The organism is Propioniciclava sinopodophylli, assembly GCF_004324755.1.
GTDB classification, from domain to species: Bacteria; Actinomycetota; Actinomycetes; order Propionibacteriales; family Propionibacteriaceae; genus Propioniciclava; species Propioniciclava sinopodophylli.
Genome location: NZ_SDMQ01000017.1, coordinates 20,261 through 37,590, shown reverse-complemented (window position 1 = coordinate 37,590; position 17,330 = coordinate 20,261). Strand labels below are relative to the sequence as shown.

The following is a 17,330-nucleotide window of genomic DNA, read 5'->3' as shown; positions in this document are numbered from 1 at the left end:
TCCTACCCTTTCGGTGGCGCCCACCGGGGATCCACCGGTGAATACTGCGGCGAGCCTAGCGGCACGTCCCCCGTAGTGGCAGGCACCGTGCGGCGGCGACGGAAGCGGCGCAGGGGGTTCGGGATGCGGGGCAGCTGGAAGCGCTGCACCTTGGGGTCGGTGATGGCGATCGGCCACAGCTCGCGGGAGCGCTGGAGCAGCTCGCGCTCGCGTCCGTGACCCGCGGCGTCCACGAGGCCGCGCACCATCGAGTCGCGCAGGTGGACGAGCTCGCTCATCGTCCGCTGCAGGCGGAGGGTGGCCAGCCACGGACGCCAGCCGTAGCTGATCGCGTTGAAGAGGCTGTGCCAGCGGGTGCGCTGGCGGCTGAACGCGACGACGGCCTCCTCGGGCAGCCAGCACATGGCGACGTAGTCGGCCAGGCGGTCGCGGTGGCGGCGGCCCTCGGCGAGCACCGCCCGGACCACCTGGATGGCGATGCTGAGGGTGATGATCCAGCCGATGATGGCCATCGAGTTGGCATCCGTGCCGGTGCTGGCCAGGAAGTTGAAGACCATGTGGGCCAGCGCGGCGACGAGGTAGCCGGCGACCGGGGCGAGGATGCGCACGGTCTTGCTCGCCGACCGCAGCGCGATGACCAGGGCGATGCCCGCGAGCACGGTGAACAGGGGGTGGCCGAAGGCGGTCTTGAGGCCGCGCAGGAGGACGATCTCGTTCAGTGCGGCCTCGGGGTCACCTGCTTCGATGGTCGTCGAGGCGTACACGATGGCGCGGCTGTAGTAGAGGATGTTCTCGGTGAAGGCGAAGCCCGCCCCGGACAGCCCGGCGAGCGCGACGCCCTGGATGCGCGTGACCAGCCGGTGGCGCAGCGCCATCGCGATCAGGAACAGGATCGTGGCCTTGGTGGCCTCCTCGACGAAGGGGGCGACGAAGACGGCCGTGCGGGCGCCCGTCGCGGGGTCGCCGTTGCCGACGATCGCCATCTCCTGGCCGGCCCACGTGTTGATCACCATCGACAGCGCCGTGGCGACCGCCGCACCCCAGCCGAGCGCGAGCCACCACAGGATGGGGCGCATGGGCCGGAAGCGGTCGACGGCGAGGAACACCACGATCCACGCGGCGAGCGTCGGCAGCGCGAGCTGGGCCGAGCGCCGGATCGCCGAGGCGTTGAGGCCGGGGATCACGCCGCCCTCGACCGGGGTGTCCTGCATCGAGGTGGCGTACATCCACCACAGGCAGGCGGCGAAGATGAGCGTCATTCCGATGAGCAGCCACGTGTACGGGCTGGTGAGGATGCGCCTGGCCCAGTGCTGCTGCGGGCCGGTCGGCTCGACCGGGAGCCCGTTCGCGCGGCGTTCGCGCAGCGCGAGGTGGTCGAGACTCATGCGCCCCAGCGTAGTCGGGAAGACCGACGGCGTGCCCGGCAGCTTCACAGTGGTAGTTTGACGGCGTCGGCCGATGGCCGGCGCGTCGAATCCAGCGAAGTCGGTGTGATCCCGATGCTGTCGCGCAACGGTGATGCCCCGATCGAGGGGACGAGCCCGGTCGCCTGGCCCGGCGCCCCATCGTGGCCTCCGCAGCAGGGGCCGGAGAGGCATGCGATGTCCCGCCGCTTGATAGGGGTCGGCGTTGGTCCGGGCGATCCCGATCTTCTCACCCTCAAAGCCCACCGCATTGTCAGCACTGCGGATGTCGTTCTGGTCCCCGCAACCGAGGCGTCCGGCGACGGACCCGGACGCGCCGAACGTGTGCTCGCCGCCGCCTGCCCGGAGGCCTCCTCGCGGATCGTTCGTGTGCCTTTCAGCATGAGTGACCCGTCCGGCGTGACCGCGCGCCGGGCTGCTGCGTGGCAGACGTCTGCCGCGGTCGCCTGCGACGCCTTCGAGACCGGGGCCGACGTGGTGGCGTTCGCAACCGTGGGCGATCCCAGCGTGTACTCGACGTTCAGCTACCTGGCCGACGCCGTCCTCGAACGGTTCGGCGACGTCGAGGTCGAGGTGGTGCCGGGCATCACGGCGATGCAGGCGCTGGCCGCGGCGTCTCGGACGCCGTTGGTCGAGGGCGATGAGCGTTTGGGTCTCGTCCCGGTCAAGCGCGGCGTCGGCGACCTGGCCGCGCTGGGAGCCGAGGCGGACACGATCGTCGCCTACAAGATCGGCCGGCACTACGCCGAGCTGCGCGAGTACGTCGACAGGTTGGGCGAGGACGCCGAGGCGATCGTGGGCATCAACGTGGGGACGCCCGAGCAGGTCATCGGCTCCCCCGCCGACTTCGACGAGGTGCCTTACTTCGGGACCATGATCATCACCGGGCGCCGCGCCCAACGAGGAGGCAGGCTGTGAAGGGAAAGGTCGTCTTCGTCGGGGCCGGTCCAGGCGCCCCCGACCTGATCACGGTGCGCGGCGCGCGCGTCCTCGCCGAGGCCGACATCATCATCTGGGCGTCCTCTCTGGTCAGCCCCGATCTGGTCGCCGGCCACAAGCGCGGTGCCGAGTTGATCGACTCCGCCTCCGCCTCGCTGGAAGACCTCACCCCGCTGTACGAGCGGGCCCGCGACGAGGGCCTGCTGGTGGCTCGGGTGCACACCGGAGACCCGGCCATCTACGGGGCCACCGCCGAGCAACGCGACCAGTGCCGCGCGGTCGGCATCGCGTTCGAGTCGATCCCGGGGGTGTCCGCCTTCTCGGCGGCTGCCGCCGCAGCGGAGGTCGAGCTGACGCTGCCCGAGGTGGCCCAGTCGTTGATCCTCACCCGCCTCGAGGGCGGCCGGACGCCCATGCCGCCGCGCGAGCGCGTCCGGGAATTTGCGCGCCACGGCACCACGATGGCGCTGTACCTGTCGGCCGCGCGCAACCGGGCCCTGCAGGAGGAACTGCTCGCCGGCGGCTACCCGCCCGAAACGCCCGTGATCATCGGGCACAAGGTGAGCTGGCCCGACGAGGTGCTGATTCGGTGTCGTCTGGACGAGCTGTCGGCCACGATGAAGGACCACCACTGGTGGAAGCACACGGTGATCCTGGTCGGCCCTGCCCTGGCCGAGGCCCCCGTGGCGAAGCGCTCGCACCTGTACCACCCCGGTTTCCGGCACGAGTACCGTGCCGCCGACCCGGCCGCCGCCGACGACCTGCGCACGAAGGGGGCCCGGGCATGATCACCGTGTTCGGCTACCTGGGCTCCCCCCGCCCTTCGCTGGTGGACGCCCTCGGCACAGCTTCCCTGGTGGTCGGCGGGCTGCGCCATTTGGACGCGCTCGGCGTCCCGGAACCCCGACGCGTGGTCCTGGGTCCCATCACCCCGGCGATCGAGGCACTGTCTGCGTTGCAGGACGGCGAGGACGCCGTGGTCATCGCGTCCGGCGACCCACTGTTCTACGGCGTCGTGCGGCGGATCCGCATGGCAGGACTGCCCGTGCGTGTCGTGCCCGAGGTGGGCTCGCTGCCGGCCGCGTTCGCCGCAGTGGCCCTGCCCTGGGACGACGCCCTGTTCGTGTCCGCCCACGGCAATGACCCGACCCCGGCGCTGTTGGCGTGCGGGGAGCACCCGAAGGTCGGCGTCCTGACCGACCACCGGACGGGACTGCCACAGATCGTCTCTGCGACCACCGGGCTGGGGCGCTGGTACGTGTTGGCCGAGCGGCTGGGCGAGGCCGACGAGCGGGTCCGCGTGCTGAACGAAGCCGAAGCGCTGCGCGTCACCGAGCCGGCCCAGCCACACGTGGTGCTGGTGCTGGCCCACCATCCTGATGACCCCGCGGCCCTCGGCACCCAGTCCGGCCTCGCCGGCGCGGCCCCCGCGGCCACCCGTCCGGCGTCGGCACCGGCCCCGGTGCGTCCCGCTGACCGTGCCGCCCGCGTGCTCGGCCAACTCACCAACTCTCCCGCCGCACGGGCCCACGCCGACGCCATCGATGCAGCCCTGGGGGCGACTCGGCGCTACGACGGCAAGGCGTCCGAGCACCTCGCCGCCGCGTGGGCCGAGTGCGACCTGATCATCAGCCACCTCGCCCTCGGCGCCACCACCCGGCTGATCGCGCCCCTTCTCGCCGACAAGAAGACCGACCCGGGCGTGGTGGTGGTCGACGAGGCCGCTGCGTTCGTCGTGCCCCTGGTCGGTGGACACGTCGGCGGCGCCAATGAACTGGCCCGCCGGGTGGCGGACATCCTCGGCGCGACCCCGGCGGTCACCACGGCCACCGACGCCACGGGTATCCCGGGACTGGACACACTCGGCTGGGCCACCTCCGGCGATCTCGCCGGCGTCACCCGCGCCCTGCTCGACGGGGCGCCCGTGCAACTTGTCCGCGAACAGCCGTGGCCGCTCCCGCCGCTGCCGACGAACGTCCGCGAGCCGGGGGTCGCGCGCGTTGAGCGCCGAGGTACCCACGAGACCGAGCTCCCCGATCTCGGCGACCCGGCCGCCCGCATCGTGGTCTCGGACGCTGAGGCTCCGCCGCCCGACTCCGCCGCCCACGACCTGCCGACCGTCACCCTCCACCCCAAGAGCCTGGTCGTCGGCATGGGCTGCAACCGCGGCACTCCTGCCACCACGCTCGACGTCCTGCTCGGCCAAACCCTCGCCGAGAGCGGGTGGGCGCGGGCGTCGATCACGGCGCTGACCAGCGTGGACGCCAAGGCCGACGAGGCGGGCCTGATCCAGCTGGCCGCCCAACTCGGGGTGCCGTTCATCACCTACCCCGCTGACGTCCTCGCGGACGTCACCGTCCCCAACCCGAGCGACGCCCCGCTGACGGCGGTGGGCACACCGAGCGTGGCGGAGGCGTCCGTGGTCGCGCACGGAGCGGACCTCATCGTCGAGAAGCGCAAGAATGGCGAGGCGACCATCGCGATCGGCCGAATCGCCCCCATCGGCACGCTGGCCGTCGTGGGGCTCGGCCCGGGTGCCGACGACCTGTTGACGCCCCGCGCCCGCGACGTCCTGCGCGCATCCGCCGTGGTGGTCGGGTACCGGCCCTATGTGGCGCAGATCCGGCATCTGTTGCGCCCCGGAACCGAGATCATGGCCATCGGCATGGGCACCGAGGAGCACCGCATCGAGTTCGCCATCGCCAAGGCCCGGGAGGGGCGCTCGGTGTCGCTGGTCTGCGGCGGCGACCCGGCGATCTACGCGATGGCCTCACCGCTGCTCGAGAAGGGCACCGAGGGCGTGGACGTCCAGGTGGTGCCGGGCGTGACCGCTGAGTTGGCGGCGTCGGCGATCCTCGGTGCGCCGCTGGGGCACGACCACGTCACGATCTCGCTCAGCGACCTGCACACCGATTGGTACACCATCGAGCGTCGCCTGCAGGCAGCAGCCGACGGCGATTTCGTGGTCGCGCTCTACAACCCGCGCAGTAAGAAGCGGCTGGCGCACCTGCCCCGCGCCCTGGAGATCCTGGGCGCACGGCGTCCACCCACGACACCGGTCGCCGTCGTGCAGGATGCCTCCCGCCCGAACCAGAACCACCGCGTCGCCGCGCTGGCCGACTTCGACCCGGACTGGGTCGACATGCACTCGATCGTGATCGTGGGATCGTCCACGACCAAGCTCGTGCCGACGGGACAAGGGGCGTCCGCGATGGTGACCCCGCGGGACTACCACTGGATGAACCCCGACAAGGAGTCCCTGTGAACAACCCTGCGCTCGTCATCGCGATCCACGGCACCCGCTCCGCCGAGGGCCAGGCCGTCGGCCGCGCCCTCACACAGCGGGTGGCAGCCATGCTGTCCGACGTCGACGTCCGGGACGCCTACGTCGAGCTCGACACCCCCACCATCGCCGATGCGCTGGCGTCCGCGCTCGAGACGCAGCCCGACCGACGCGCCGTCGTCGTGCCGCTGATGCTGGGCCAGGGCGGCCACGTGTTGGAGGACATCCCTGAGGCGGTCGCCGAGGGCTGCGCCCGCGTGGGTTCCGCGACGGTCATCACGACCCCGCACCTGGGTCCGGACTCCCGCCTGCGCGCGGCCGTCATCGAGCGCGTCGCGGCGCAGCTCGGCGACTGGACGCCCGAGCAGGTCGGTGTCGTCTTCCTCGGCCGCGGGTGTTCGGTGACCCGGGCCAACGCCGATCACGCGCGCCTGAGCCGGGTTGTCGGGGAGGAGGGCGGTTACGGGTTCACGGTGCCCGCCTACATCCAGGTGGTGCGTCCGTCGCTGATCGACGCGCTGAACCAGCTCAAGGCGGTGGGGTTCCAGCGCATCGTGATCGCGCCGAACTACATGTTCCCCGGCCGGCTGCAGAACTCGGCGGCCAAACAGGCGGCAGACTGGGCGGCCAACCACGGGATCGAGGTCCGGCTGGCCGACGTCATTGGCGACTGCGACGCTCTGGCCGAGGTCGTCGTCGACCGCTATCGGACGGGCGCCGCCAAGGCATCGGCCGGGCGGCGGGGACTGCACACATCGCCTGGGGAAGGCTCACCGATGTACCTGGCCGGGCTCGACCTGCGCGGCCGCCGGGTGCTCATGGCCGGTGCGGGCACGGTCGCCGCACGCCGCGTTCCCGCACTGCTCGCCGCGGGCGCCGAGTTGCACGTCGTCGCCCTCGCTGCCTGCCCCGACCTCGAAGCCTGGGCGTTCGGTGGTGCCCTCACGCTTGAGCTGCGTCCGGTCACCGAGTCCGACGTGGAAGGCGCCCGGTACGCCATCGCCGCCACCGACGATCCGGACGCCAACGCGATGGTCGCCGACGCCTGCGAGGCGCGCGGCATCTTCTGCGTGCGCGCCGACCGGTCCGACGCCGGCACCGCCCGGACGCCGGCCACCGGCACGTTCGAGGGCCTCACCGTGGGCGTCATCGGCGACCGCGTGCCCCATCGCTCGAAGCGGGCCCGGGACGCCGCCGTCGCGGCCATCGCGGCCTTGTGACACCGCCCCACCGGCGACCCGACGCCCCGGTGCGGCCGACTCCGGCCGACTCCGGGCAGCGGGGAAGGGCTTTACAGATTACATCGATGTGATTACTATCCGTAGTGCTGGTTCGCCAAGGCACCCACAACATGTAGGGGTTGAGGCGAGGCAAGAGGGAACCCGGTGCGAATCCGGGACTGCCCCGCAGCGGTAAGAGGGAACGAACGGCGACATCAAGCACTGGCCGCACGGCTGGGAAGCGTCGCCCACTAGGCAAGCGCGTCCGCGCCCGCCCTCGAGTCCGAAGACCTGCCAGCGCCCGGGCTCGCCCGGTTTCCTACCATCGGTCTCGTGGGAAGACCAGGGCGCTGTGCGCTCCCCTGCCCTCGAGTCCCCTTGCTTCGAGGAGAGAGCATGTCGACCAGCACCATCACCGTCTACAGCAAGCCCGCCTGCGTTCAGTGCACGGCGACCTACCGCGCCATGGACAAGCTCGGCCTCCACTACGAGGTGATCGACCTGGCCGAGGACGAGGCTGCCCTCCTCGACGTGATGGCGATGGGCTACCAGCAGGTTCCGGTCGTGGTCGACGGCGATGACCACTGGGCCGGTTTCCGCCCGGACCGCATCAAGGCTGCGGCGCAGCGCGTCCACGTCGCCTGAGCGCGCGACCTGCCGTGCGCGTCGTCTACTTCTCGTCGGCGTCGGAAAACACCCACCGCTTCGTGCAGAAGCTGCGGGTGGATGCCGCCCGCATCCCGCTGCGCGCCCACGATGAGCCGCTGACGGTCCAGGATCCGTACGTGCTCATCGTGCCGACCTACGGGGGCGGCAACACCGGCGGGGCTGTGCCCAAGCAGGTGATTCGGTTCCTCAACAACCCGGACAACCGGGCCCTCCTGCGCGGAGTGATCTCCGCCGGTAACACCAACTTCGGCGAGGCCTACTGCCTGGCCGGCGACATCGTGGCCCGCAAGTGCCACGTGCCGCACCTCGACCGCTTCGAACTGCTGGGCACGCCCGACGACGTCGAGCGCATCCACGAAAGGCTCTTGCACCCATGACCACCACGCTGCTCACCGACACCGGCGACGAGACCGTCGCCGGCGAACGCGACTACCACGCCCTCAACGCGCTGTTGAACCTCTACGACGCCGACGGCCGCATCCAGTTCGAGGCCGACCGGCAGGCGGCGCGCGAGTACTTCCTGCAGCACGTCAACCAGAACACCGTCTTCTTCCATTCGCTGCGCGAGAAACTCGACTACCTCGTCGAGGAGGGCTACTACGAGCCCGAGGTGCTGGCTGCCTACGACTTCGACTTCGTCAAGGCCCTGTTCAAGCGTGCGTACGCGGTGAAGTTCCGGTTCCCGACGTTCATGGGCGCGTTCAAGTACTACACCTCCTACACGCTCAAGACCTTCGACGGCCGCCGCTACCTCGAGCGGTTCGAGGATCGGGTCTGTCTGGTGGCGCTGACGCTGGCCGCGGGTGACCGTCCGCTCGCCGAGAGCATCGTCGATGAGATCATGGCCGGACGCTTCCAGCCGGCCACCCCGACATTCCTGAACGCCGGCAAGGCGTCCCGGGGCGAGCTGGTCTCCTGCTTCCTGCTGCGCATCGAGGACAACATGGAGTCCATCGCTCGGGCGATCAACTCCTCGTTGCAGTTGTCCAAGCGCGGAGGGGGCGTCGCGCTGTCCCTGACGAACATCCGCAATGAGGGCGCGCCGATCAAGAAGATCCAGAACCAGTCGTCCGGAGTGATCCCGGTGATGAAACTGCTGGAGGACTCGTTCTCCTACGCCAACCAGCTCGGCGCCCGCCAGGGTGCAGGCGCGGTGTACCTGCACGCGCATCACCCCGACATCCTGGCCTTCCTCGATACCAAGCGGGAGAACGCCGACGAGAAGATCCGCATCAAGACCCTCAGCCTCGGCGTCGTGATCCCGGACATCACCTTCGAGCTGGCGCGCAACAACGAGGACATGTACCTGTTCAGCCCCTACGACATCGAACGGGTCTACGGCGTCGCATTCAGCGAGATCTCCGTCACCGAGAAGTACCGGGAGATGGTCGAGGACAAGCGGATCACGAAGAAGAAGATCAACGCCCGCAAGTTCTTCCAGACCCTCGCCGAGATCCAGTTCGAGTCCGGCTACCCGTACCTGATGTTCGAGGACTCGGTGAACGCCGCCAACCCGATCGACGGTCGCGTGACGATGTCGAACCTGTGCTCGGAGATCCTGCAAGTCTCGACGCCCTCGACCTACACCGAGGACCTGGGCTTCGACGAGGTCGGCAAGGACATCTCCTGCAACCTGGGCTCGCTCAACATCGCCAAGGCGATGGATTCGCCACACTTCGGGCAGACCATCGAGACCGCCGTGCGGGCCCTGACGGCCGTCTCCGACCAGTCCAACATCGCCTGCGCCCCCAGCATCGAGCGCGGTAACGCGATGAGCCACGCCATCGGCCTGGGCCAGATGAACCTGCACGGCTACCTCGCGCGCGAATCCATCCACTACGGATCCGACGAGGGCCTCGACTTCACCAACCTGTACTTCTACACGGTGACGTTCCACGCCGTCGCGGCCTCCTGCCGGATCGCCCGTGAGCGCGGCGAGCGGTTCGACGGATTCGAGCGCAGCGCGTACGCCAGTGGTGAGTACTTCACCAAGTACATCGACGGCGACTGGACGCCGCGGACACCGAAGGTCGCGCAGCTGTTCGCGGACGCCGCCATCCACCTGCCCACGCCCCAGGACTGGCGCGCGCTGGCGTCGGAGGTGGCCGAGCACGGGCTGTACAACCAGAACCTGCAGGCGGTGCCCCCGACCGGATCGATCAGCTACATCAACCACTCCACGAGCTCGATCCACCCCATCGTGGCCAAGGTCGAGATCCGCAAGGAGGGCAAGATCGGCCGCGTCTACTACCCGGCGCCCTTCATGACCAACGACAACCTGGAGTACTACGCCGACGCCTACGAGATCGGCCCGGAGAAGATCATCGACACCTACGCCGAGGCGACCAAGCACGTCGATCAAGGCCTGTCGCTGACGCTGTTCTTCCCCGACACGGCCACCACGCGAGACATCAACAGGGCCCAGATCTACGCCTGGCGCAAGGGCATCAAGACCCTCTACTACATCCGACTGCGGCAGCTAGCGCTCGCGGGCACCGAGGTAGACGGCTGCGTCAGCTGCATGCTCTGACCAATTGGAAGCGAGAAACAACCATGACCAGGAAACCCACCCTGCTGCGCGGCGTCCAGGCCATCAACTGGAACCGCATCACCGACGACATCGACCAAGACGTCTGGGACCGGCTGACCAGCAACTTCTGGCTGCCCGAGAAGGTGCCCCTGTCCAACGACATCCCCAGCTGGCGCACCCTCAAGCCGTACGAACAACTCATGACCACGCGCGTCTTCACGGGCCTGACCATGCTGGACACGATCCAGGGGACCGTGGGTGCGGTGTCGCTCATCCCCGACGCCCGGACGCCCCACGAGGAGGCCGTCTACACCAACATCGCCTTCATGGAGTCGGTGCACGCCAAGAGCTACAGCTCCATCTTCTCGACGCTGATCCCGACCGCTGAGATCGACGAGGCCTTCCGCTGGAGCGAGGAGAACGAGTACCTGCAGCGCAAGGCGCAGATCATCCTCGACTACTACTACGGCGAGGACCCCGAGAAGCGCAAGGTCGCCTCCACCATGCTGGAGTCGTTCCTGTTCTACTCCGGCTTCTACGCCCCCATGTACTGGTCCAGCCGGGCGAAGCTGACCAACACCGCCGACCTGATCCGCCTCATCATCCGCGACGAGGCCGTCCATGGCTACTACATCGGCTACAAGTACCAGCAGGCACTCAAGGAGGCCGACCAGGCCCGCCGCGACGAGTTGAAGGACTACACCTTCGACCTGTTGTTCGAGCTCTACGACAACGAGGAGTCCTACACCGAGGACCTCTACGACCCGATCGGCCTGACCGAGGACGTCAAGATGTTCCTGCGCTACAACGCCAACAAGGCCCTGATGAACCTGGGCTACGAAGGGCTGTTCCCCAAGGAAGCCGTGGCGGTTTCGCCGGCCATCCTGGCCGCACTGTCCCCCAACGCGGACGAGAACCACGACTTCTTCTCCGGGTCGGGGTCGTCCTATGTGATGGGCAAGGCCGTCAACACCGAGGACGAGGACTGGGAGTTCTGAGCGATCAACCGCCGCGCGCCGGCTCCCGGTCCCGACGCCGGAGCAGGTAGGTGTCGAACACCCACCCGAGGCGCGCGGCGGCGTCCGCACGCACCCGGATGATCTCCTCGGCCACGTCCCCCAACGGGCCGCTGACCAACAGTTGCTCGGGTGTACCCAGGTACGCACCCCAGTAGATGTCGAGCCCGGCCGGGTCAATGGACGCGAACGCCTGCTTGCCGTCGAGCATCACCACCACGTCGTCCACGCCCTCGGGCATACCGCCCGCCAGCATTCGGGCGGGCGAGATCTGCACGGCCCTGCCCTGCCGGTTCAGCGGAATCCGATGCGCCGCGGCCAGCGCCAACACGCTGCTCACGCCGGGGATCACCCGGTAGGTGATCTCCTCGGACGCCGACGCCACCAGTTGTTCCACGATCGCCAGCGTGCTCTCGTACAGGCTCGGGTCGCCCCAGACCAGGAAGCCACCACTCTGCCCCTCGCCCAGGTGCCCGGCGACCGCCTGGCCCCACGACTCCAGTCGATGCGCCCGCCAGGCAGCCACCGCCGCCGGATAGTCCGGCACCGACTGCCACGGCCGGGGCGGGTCGAGCAGTTCGACCATCGTCAGCGGACGGGTCCGGTGCCGCTCGATGATCGAACGCCGCGCCTCGACGAGGTCGTCGTACTCGCGCTCCTTGACCACGACGAACAGGACGTCGATCTCCTGGATCGCGCGGACGGCCGCGAGGGTCACCCACTCCGGATCCCCGGCTCCGACCCCGATCAGCACCAGCTCACGCATCGGTGCGGGCCTCGTTGGTGGTCTCGGCGGTCGACGCGATGGCGTTCACCGCGGCCACCGCGATGGCCGAGCCGCCACGGCGTCCGAGCACGGTCAGGAACTCGAGCCCGAACGGGTTCTCGGCCAGCGCTGCCTTCGACTCGGCCGCACCCACGAACCCGACCGGGATGCCGATCACGCCCGCGGGCTTCACGCCGGTGTCGCGCACCACCTCCAGCAGCCTGAACAGCGACGTCGGCGCGTTCCCGATCGCCACGACCGCGCCCTCCAGTTGCGGCTTCCACAACTCGATGGCCGCAGCGGTCTTCGTCGTGCCCAACTCGGACGCCAACGCCGCCAGTCGTGGGTCGCGCAGGTGGCAGACCACCTCGTTGTTCGCAGGCAGCCGGGATCGGATGATGCCGGTGGCGACCATCGACGAGTCGCACAGGATCGGCGCCCCGGCGATCAGGGCTGCGCGGCAGGACGCCACGACGCCGCGCGTCCACGCGATGTCGTCGACCAGGTCGGTCTGGGCGGCGGCGTGGATCATGCGGACGACTACCTTCGAGAGGTCGTCGGGGAAGCGCCCCAAGTCGGACTCCTCCCGGATGATCCGGAACGACTCGGCGTAGATGGCCGCCCCGTCGGTGAGGTAGTCGTAGGAAGGGGCGTCGCTCATGGCGTTCCTTTCGCCGCTGTGGGAAGGTAAAGGCACCATCTCATAGTGCCCGACGAGTGACGAGGAAGCCGGGAGGAGCCGGCACGGTCGCGCCACTGTGCACCGCATCAGCGGGAAGTCAGGAACTCGATTCGTCGGACCAGGATCGAGACGCGCCATCTCGAGAAGGGACGAGTGCTGATGCACATTGCTGAAGGGTTCCTACCCCTCACCCACTGCGTCGTCTGGGGCTTGGCCTCGGCGCCGTTCGTGGTGCACGGGGCACGATCCGTCATCACTCAGGCCAAGGAGAACCCCGAGAGCAAGCTGTTGCTCGCTGCCGCGGGGGCGTTCACGTTCATGATGAGCGCCATCAAGCTGCCCAGCGTCACCGGCAGTTCCTCCCACCCCACCGGCACCGGCGCAGGTGCCATCTTGTTCAAGCCACCCGTGATGGCCTTCATGGGCACGGTCGTCCTCGTGTTCCAGGCCCTGCTCCTGGCCCACGGCGGCCTCACCACCCTGGGCGCGAACGTGTTCTCCATGGCCATCGCCGGCCCGTGGGCCGGCTACGCGGTCTGGGTCGCCCTGCGCGGTGCCCGGGCGCCCATGGAGGTCAGCGTCTTCTTCGCGATGGCCACGGCCAACCTGGTCACCTACGTGGTGACGTCGTTGCAGCTGGCGCTGGCCTACCCCGACCCCGACCTGCTCGGGGCCTTCGGCAAGTTCGCCACGGTGTTCGCCCTCACCCAAGTCCCGCTCGCCATCATGGAAGGCATCGTCGGCGTCCTGCTGTTCCGCTTCCTGGCCAAGGTCGTCCCTCCCGAACTCGCCCGCCGCGGCATCATCGCCGCTCCCGTGAAGGACGCCGCCCATGCGTGAGCAGAATCGATGGATCACCCCCGTGTTGGTGGCCCTGCTCGTGATCCTCTTCGCCATGCCGTTCGCGCTGGCCCCCCGGCCCACCTCACCTGATGAGGAAGCCTTCGGCGGCACGGACGCCGCGGTCACCACCATGCTCGAACAGGACGGGACCGAGCCCTGGTTCGATCCCATCTTCGAGCCCGGGTCCGGCGAGATCGAGTCGGGCCTGTTCGGCCTGCAGGCGGCCCTCGGGGCCGGCGTCCTGGGCTACGCGCTGGGCAACCTCCGTGGCCGCAAGGTCGAACGCGAAACGGTCGCAAGCGAGCACAACCGCACCTGATGGCCCACCTCACCGCCCTCGACGACGCGGCGTGGCAGGGTCCTTGGCGCGCGGTGCGCGTCGGCGAGAAGGTCGTGCTCAGCGTCGGCCTCCTCGTCACCGCGTTGGTGTCACCACCGTGGCCCGGCTGCGTCCTCGTCGCGATCGCCTGTGTGGCGCTGACGTGCGGTCCCGCACGGATCCCGCCGCGCACGTTGGCGATCGCGATGGCGCCGGCGCTCACCTTCCTGGTGATCGGCGGCGTCACTGTTGCGGTCGTCCTGGGCGGGACGCCCACCCCGAACGCCTTCTTCGCGTGGGGGCCGCTGTGGGCCGATCCGGCCACGGTCAGCAAGGGCGTCACCGCCTTCTCCCGCGGGGTTTCGGGCACCCTGTCCGTCATGCTGCTGGCCACCACCACCCCGATGGTCGACCTCCTGACCTGGCTCCGCAGCCTGGGGATGCCATCTCCCCTGGTCGACATCGCCTCGCTCACTTACCGGCTCCTGTTCGTGCTCCTGAGTTCGGCGCTGGCGATCCACGCGGCCCAAACGGCCAGGTTGGGGCGCATCTCGGTCGCCACCGCCGCGAGCGCCACCGGCTCACTCCTGATCCGGTCGTGGGCCCACGCGGCCCGCCTCCAGGCCGGTCTCGAGGGACGCGGCTACACCGGCGACCTGCCCACGCTCCCCCGCGCCCGCAGCGCCTCGCCCGCGTTCCTGGCCACGGCCCTCGCGGTCGTCGGCGCCGTCTGGGCGGCGAACCTGGCGGTGATCCTCACATGATGCTCACCGCCCGTGACCTGGTCGCCCGCTTCCCCGGCCGCGAGCCGGTGCTGAGCGGCGCCTCCATCACGTTGCCCGACGGGGGCAGGGTGGCCCTGCTGGGAGCGAACGGCTGCGGCAAGACCACCCTGCTGCGCTGCTTGTCGGGGGCGCACCGTCCTGAGCGGGGCGACATCGCGCGCGACGGCGTCCGGCTCGAGCACGGCCGCCGGGGCCTGCGCGAGCACCGGTCGGCCGTCCAACTCGTACTCCAGGACGCCGCGGACCAGCTGTTTTCCGCCGACGTGACCCAGGACGTGAGCTTCGGGCCGATGAACCTCGGGCTACCGGTCGCCGAGGTGCGAGCCCGCGTTGATGACACGCTGGCGATGCTCGGCATCGAGCACCTGGCCGAACGCGCCACGCACCAACTCAGCTACGGCGAGCAGAAGAAGGTGGCGCTCGCCGGCGCGATCGCCATGGCCCCATCGGTGCTGCTGCTCGACGAACCCACCGCCGGACTCGACCCCGAAGGGGTCGCCGAGATGACCGCGATCCTCGACCGGCTGCACAGCGACGGCACCAGCCTGCTGGTCGCCACTCATGATGTCGACTGGGCCCTGGCGTGGGCGGACGCGGCTGCCATCGTCGTCGACGGCATGGTCCGCCAGGGCCCCGTCGCAGAGATGCTGGACGATCAGGCCCTGCTGGCCTCTGCCCGGCTCACCCCGCCCTGGACGCTCCGCCTCGCCCCCCGCCTGGGGCTGCGCGGGCGCCCGCGGACGTTGGACGAGATGGCAGCCCTCATCCAGGCCCGCCTCACCGAGAACAGGACCACTGCGTGACCGGCCGCAACGGTTTCCAGCCCCAGAACCGGCCGATGGGCTCGGCGAACTCGACGGACAGCCGCGCGAGTTGCCCGCCATGGACCCGGAACGCGTCCGCCAGGATCGCCTCGGTCTCCAGCGTGACGCCGTGCACGACGATCCGCCCGCCGGGCTTCAGCGCCTCCCAGCAGGCGTCGAGCACCCCGGACGTCGCACCCCCGCCGATGAACACGGCATCGGGGGGCTCGAGGTCAGCGACCACGTCGACGGCGGCACCCTCCACCACCTCGACGGCCCCGGGCGCGAGCTTCGCGACGTTGCGGCGCGCCCGCGCGGCCCGCTCCGGCTTGCGCTCCACCCCGATCGCCCGCGCACCCGGCGCGGCGCGGCACCACTCGATGGCCATCGCGCCAGAACCGGCGCCGATGTCCCACAACAGCTGCCCTGGCAGGGGACGCAACAGCGCGAACGCGCAGGCCCGCTGGTGCAGTTTGGTGATCAGCCCGTCGTGCTCGAAGGCCTCGTCGGGCAACCCCGGCAGCGTTCCCCAGTCATCCACGACCCAGACCCTACAAGGAGCCCCATGACCTCCCCAGACCCTGCACCCGGCCGCGTCACCCTGGTGGGAGGCGGCCCCGGCGACCCCGACCTGCTCACCCTCGCCGGCCTGCGCGCGCTGCAGTCGGCCGACATCATCCTCACCGACCACCTCGCTCCGGATGTGAGCACGCTGGTCAACGGCACCGAGGTCGTCAACGTCGGCAAGACCCCGCACGGCCCAGCGACCCCGCAGGAGGAGATCAACGCCCTGCTCATCGAGCACGCCCGGGCGGGGCGGCACGTCGTACGGCTCAAGGGTGGCGACCCGTTCGTGTTCGGGCGCGGCGGTGAGGAGTTCATCGCGTGCGCGGACGCCGGCGTTGCTGTCGCCGTCGTCCCCGGCGTCACGTCGGCGGTCGCGGCCCCCGAGCTGGCGGGCATCCCGGTCACGCACCGGGGCGTGTCGCAGGGGTTCACGGTGGTGTCGGGGCACGTCGCTCCCGACGACCCGCACTGCCACATCGACTGGGCAGCCCTCGCGCAGAGCGGGACCACGCTGGTGCTCCTGATGGGGGTGCGCCATCTGCCGGCCATCGCGGCGGCGCTGGCCGAGGGTGGCCTCCCCGCAGACACGCCCGCCGCGGTCGTGACCAAGGCAGCCAGCCCCGCCATGCAGGTCGTGCGCGGCACGCTGGCCACGATCGCCGACCTGGCGGTCAGCAACAGCGTGCGGCCCCCGTCCGTCACCGTCATCGGGGACGTGGCCGGGCTGGACCTGCGGTGAGCGCCGCGCTGGCCCACCGGATGGCGGCGTCGGTGTCGGTGAGCCTCGGGATGCCGTCAGGGTCGGCCGGACGCGTGATCATCACGACCTGCACCCCCAGCGTCGCCGCCGCATCGAGCTTGGCGGCGGTGCTGGCACCGCCGGAATCCTTGGTCACGAGCACGCGCACGCCTCGGTCGGCCATGAGGTCGTGTTCGGCAGCCGCGTCGAACGGCCCCCGGGCGACCACCAGTTCCCAACCGTTGGGGGTGACCCAGCCGGCGGTCGGCTCTGTGACCCGGGCGACCACGTCGTGCAGCTCCCGGTACGCCGCCAGCTCCTGGCGTCCGACCGTGAGCAGGACCCGACCCTTCCCGGCCGCCCCACGGACGGCCGCCGCATGGTCGGGCACGCACAGCCACGACGCGGCGTCGGGGCGCTCCAGCCACGACGGCCGCACCCACCGCGCCACCGGAACCCCGGCGCGGGTGCAGGCCTCGACGGCGTTGACCGTCATCCGCTGCGCGAACGGGTGCGTGGCGTCCACGACCGCGCCGACGTCGTGCTCGCGCAGCCAGGCGGCCAGCCCGTCGGCGCCGCCGAACCCACCGACGCGCACGCCCTCGTGCACAGCCCGGCCCCGAGCCGCCGCCGTCCGGCCCGCCACCGACTCCACCACCTCCAGCCCGGACGCCCGCAGCGCCTGCGCCACCGCCTGCCCGTCGCCGGTGCCGGCGAGCACGAGAACCCTCATGGTCCTCGACCC

The 17,330-nt window shown here is 70.2% G+C and carries 18 protein-coding genes and 1 riboswitch; of the genes, 13 read left to right on the top strand and 5 right to left on the bottom strand.

What is annotated here, in order from left to right; genetic code table 11:
• Positions 1 to 2 precede the first annotated feature (2 nt).
• Entirely contained in the window at positions 3 to 1,385 is a 1,383-nt protein-coding gene (locus tag ET989_RS13390; protein WP_165490179.1) for a PrsW family intramembrane metalloprotease, read from the bottom strand.
• Between the two features lie 216 nt (positions 1,386 to 1,601).
• Here ET989_RS13390 and cobI point away from each other — a divergent pair, with 216 nt between their 5' ends.
• From cobI to nrdF, 8 genes are all read left to right on the top strand, one after another.
• Positions 1,602 to 2,342, top strand: coding sequence for a precorrin-2 C(20)-methyltransferase (gene cobI, locus ET989_RS13385; protein ID WP_131169821.1), 741 nt, complete (start codon positions 1,602 to 1,604; stop codon positions 2,340 to 2,342).
• Positions 2,339 to 3,151 carry a precorrin-4 C(11)-methyltransferase gene (gene cobM, locus ET989_RS13380; RefSeq protein ID WP_131169819.1) on the top strand — a complete coding sequence of 271 codons (813 nt, stop codon included), beginning with the start codon at positions 2,339 to 2,341 and terminating at the stop codon, positions 3,149 to 3,151. Before cobI ends, cobM begins: the two co-directional genes overlap by 4 nt.
• Positions 3,148 to 5,628 carry a precorrin-3B C(17)-methyltransferase gene (gene cobJ / locus ET989_RS13375; RefSeq protein ID WP_131169817.1) on the top strand — a complete coding sequence of 827 codons (2,481 nt, stop codon included), beginning with the start codon at positions 3,148 to 3,150 and terminating at the stop codon, positions 5,626 to 5,628. The genes cobM and cobJ overlap by 4 nt, the downstream gene beginning before the upstream one ends.
• A complete protein-coding gene (locus ET989_RS13370) occupies positions 5,625 to 6,866 on the top strand; it encodes a CbiX/SirB N-terminal domain-containing protein (protein ID WP_241656359.1) in 1,242 nt (413 codons plus the stop codon). The genes cobJ and ET989_RS13370 overlap by 4 nt, the downstream gene beginning before the upstream one ends.
• Before the next feature lie 91 nt (positions 6,867 to 6,957).
• Positions 6,958 to 7,179: riboswitch (cobalamin riboswitch) on the top strand.
• 83 nt (positions 7,180 to 7,262) lie between these two features.
• Positions 7,263 to 7,511 carry a glutaredoxin-like protein NrdH gene (gene nrdH / locus ET989_RS13365; protein ID WP_131169815.1) on the top strand — a complete coding sequence of 83 codons (249 nt, stop codon included), beginning with the start codon at positions 7,263 to 7,265 and terminating at the stop codon, positions 7,509 to 7,511.
• A gap of 14 nt (positions 7,512 to 7,525) precedes the next feature.
• Positions 7,526 to 7,912, top strand: a complete 387-nt coding sequence (gene nrdI, locus ET989_RS13360) for a class Ib ribonucleoside-diphosphate reductase assembly flavoprotein NrdI (protein WP_206662372.1) — start codon at positions 7,526 to 7,528, stop codon at positions 7,910 to 7,912.
• Positions 7,909 to 10,065: a class 1b ribonucleoside-diphosphate reductase subunit alpha gene (nrdE, locus tag ET989_RS13355; RefSeq protein WP_131169811.1), complete on the top strand. Its 2,157-nt coding sequence runs from the start codon at positions 7,909 to 7,911 to the stop codon at positions 10,063 to 10,065. Before nrdI ends, nrdE begins: the two co-directional genes overlap by 4 nt.
• Before the next feature lie 23 nt (positions 10,066 to 10,088).
• Complete coding sequence (gene nrdF, locus ET989_RS13350; RefSeq protein ID WP_131169809.1) at positions 10,089 to 11,063, top strand: class 1b ribonucleoside-diphosphate reductase subunit beta; 975 nt, start codon at positions 10,089 to 10,091, stop codon at positions 11,061 to 11,063.
• A gap of 4 nt (positions 11,064 to 11,067) precedes the next feature.
• Here nrdF and cobF read toward each other — a convergent pair whose 3' ends face one another.
• Together cobF and ET989_RS13340 are read right to left on the bottom strand one after the other, a co-directional pair.
• Entirely contained in the window at positions 11,068 to 11,847 is a 780-nt protein-coding gene (gene cobF / locus ET989_RS13345) for a precorrin-6A synthase (deacetylating) (RefSeq protein ID WP_131169807.1), read from the bottom strand.
• On the bottom strand, positions 11,840 to 12,508 hold the full coding sequence (locus ET989_RS13340) for a precorrin-8X methylmutase (RefSeq protein ID WP_131169805.1): 669 nt from the start codon (positions 12,506 to 12,508) through the stop codon (positions 11,840 to 11,842). The genes cobF and ET989_RS13340 overlap by 8 nt, the downstream gene beginning before the upstream one ends.
• Positions 12,509 to 12,688: 180 nt before the next feature.
• Here ET989_RS13340 and ET989_RS13335 point away from each other — a divergent pair, with 180 nt between their 5' ends.
• From ET989_RS13335 to ET989_RS13320, 4 genes are read left to right on the top strand one after another with little or no spacing between them, the layout of a single operon-like run.
• Positions 12,689 to 13,369, top strand: coding sequence for an energy-coupling factor ABC transporter permease (locus ET989_RS13335; protein WP_131169803.1), 681 nt, complete (start codon positions 12,689 to 12,691; stop codon positions 13,367 to 13,369).
• A complete protein-coding gene (locus ET989_RS13330; protein WP_131169800.1) occupies positions 13,362 to 13,691 on the top strand; it encodes an energy-coupling factor ABC transporter substrate-binding protein in 330 nt (109 codons plus the stop codon). The genes ET989_RS13335 and ET989_RS13330 overlap by 8 nt, the downstream gene beginning before the upstream one ends.
• Positions 13,691 to 14,455 (top strand): cobalt ECF transporter T component CbiQ, encoded by a 765-nt coding sequence (gene cbiQ / locus ET989_RS13325; RefSeq protein ID WP_131169798.1) that lies wholly within the window; start codon positions 13,691 to 13,693, stop codon positions 14,453 to 14,455. Before ET989_RS13330 ends, cbiQ begins: the two co-directional genes overlap by 1 nt.
• The gene (locus ET989_RS13320) at positions 14,452 to 15,279 is read left to right on the top strand and encodes an energy-coupling factor ABC transporter ATP-binding protein (protein WP_241656358.1); all 828 of its coding nucleotides are present in this window, start codon (positions 14,452 to 14,454) and stop codon (positions 15,277 to 15,279) included. The genes cbiQ and ET989_RS13320 overlap by 4 nt, the downstream gene beginning before the upstream one ends.
• On the opposite strand, the gene cbiT is transcribed toward ET989_RS13320, so the two are convergent.
• On the bottom strand, positions 15,254 to 15,820 hold the full coding sequence (gene cbiT, locus ET989_RS13315) for a precorrin-6Y C5,15-methyltransferase (decarboxylating) subunit CbiT (RefSeq protein WP_131169794.1): 567 nt from the start codon (positions 15,818 to 15,820) through the stop codon (positions 15,254 to 15,256). The genes ET989_RS13320 and cbiT overlap by 26 nt on opposite strands.
• Positions 15,821 to 15,844: 24 nt before the next feature.
• Between cbiT and cobA the strand changes: the two genes are divergently transcribed.
• Positions 15,845 to 16,585 (top strand): uroporphyrinogen-III C-methyltransferase, encoded by a 741-nt coding sequence (cobA, locus tag ET989_RS13310; protein ID WP_131169792.1) that lies wholly within the window; start codon positions 15,845 to 15,847, stop codon positions 16,583 to 16,585.
• Here cobA and ET989_RS13305 read toward each other — a convergent pair.
• Positions 16,551 to 17,318 carry a cobalt-precorrin-6A reductase gene (locus ET989_RS13305; RefSeq protein WP_131169790.1) on the bottom strand — a complete coding sequence of 256 codons (768 nt, stop codon included), beginning with the start codon at positions 17,316 to 17,318 and terminating at the stop codon, positions 16,551 to 16,553. The genes cobA and ET989_RS13305 overlap by 35 nt on opposite strands.
• Positions 17,319 to 17,330: the final 12 nt, after the last annotated feature.

Excerpts from the sequence above, each read along its gene's own strand:
- ET989_RS13390 (WP_165490179.1), bottom strand. The coding sequence starts at position 1,385 with ATGAGTCTCGACCACCTCGCGCTGCGCGAACGCCGCGCGAACGGGCTC.
- cobI (WP_131169821.1), top strand. The coding sequence starts at position 1,602 with ATGTCCCGCCGCTTGATAGGGGTCGGCGTTGGTCCGGGCGATCCCGAT.
- cobJ (WP_131169817.1), top strand. The coding sequence starts at position 3,148 with ATGATCACCGTGTTCGGCTACCTGGGCTCCCCCCGCCCTTCGCTGGTG.
- nrdH (WP_131169815.1), top strand. The coding sequence starts at position 7,263 with ATGTCGACCAGCACCATCACCGTCTACAGCAAGCCCGCCTGCGTTCAG.
- nrdE (WP_131169811.1), top strand. The coding sequence starts at position 7,909 with ATGACCACCACGCTGCTCACCGACACCGGCGACGAGACCGTCGCCGGC.
- nrdF (WP_131169809.1), top strand. The coding sequence starts at position 10,089 with ATGACCAGGAAACCCACCCTGCTGCGCGGCGTCCAGGCCATCAACTGG.
- cobF (WP_131169807.1), bottom strand. The coding sequence starts at position 11,847 with ATGCGTGAGCTGGTGCTGATCGGGGTCGGAGCCGGGGATCCGGAGTGG.
- ET989_RS13340 (WP_131169805.1), bottom strand. The coding sequence starts at position 12,508 with ATGAGCGACGCCCCTTCCTACGACTACCTCACCGACGGGGCGGCCATC.
- ET989_RS13335 (WP_131169803.1), top strand. The coding sequence starts at position 12,689 with ATGCACATTGCTGAAGGGTTCCTACCCCTCACCCACTGCGTCGTCTGG.
- ET989_RS13330 (WP_131169800.1), top strand. The coding sequence starts at position 13,362 with ATGCGTGAGCAGAATCGATGGATCACCCCCGTGTTGGTGGCCCTGCTC.
- cbiQ (WP_131169798.1), top strand. The coding sequence starts at position 13,691 with ATGGCCCACCTCACCGCCCTCGACGACGCGGCGTGGCAGGGTCCTTGG.
- ET989_RS13320 (WP_241656358.1), top strand. The coding sequence starts at position 14,452 with ATGATGCTCACCGCCCGTGACCTGGTCGCCCGCTTCCCCGGCCGCGAG.
- cobA (WP_131169792.1), top strand. The coding sequence starts at position 15,845 with ATGACCTCCCCAGACCCTGCACCCGGCCGCGTCACCCTGGTGGGAGGC.
- ET989_RS13305 (WP_131169790.1), bottom strand. The coding sequence starts at position 17,318 with ATGAGGGTTCTCGTGCTCGCCGGCACCGGCGACGGGCAGGCGGTGGCG.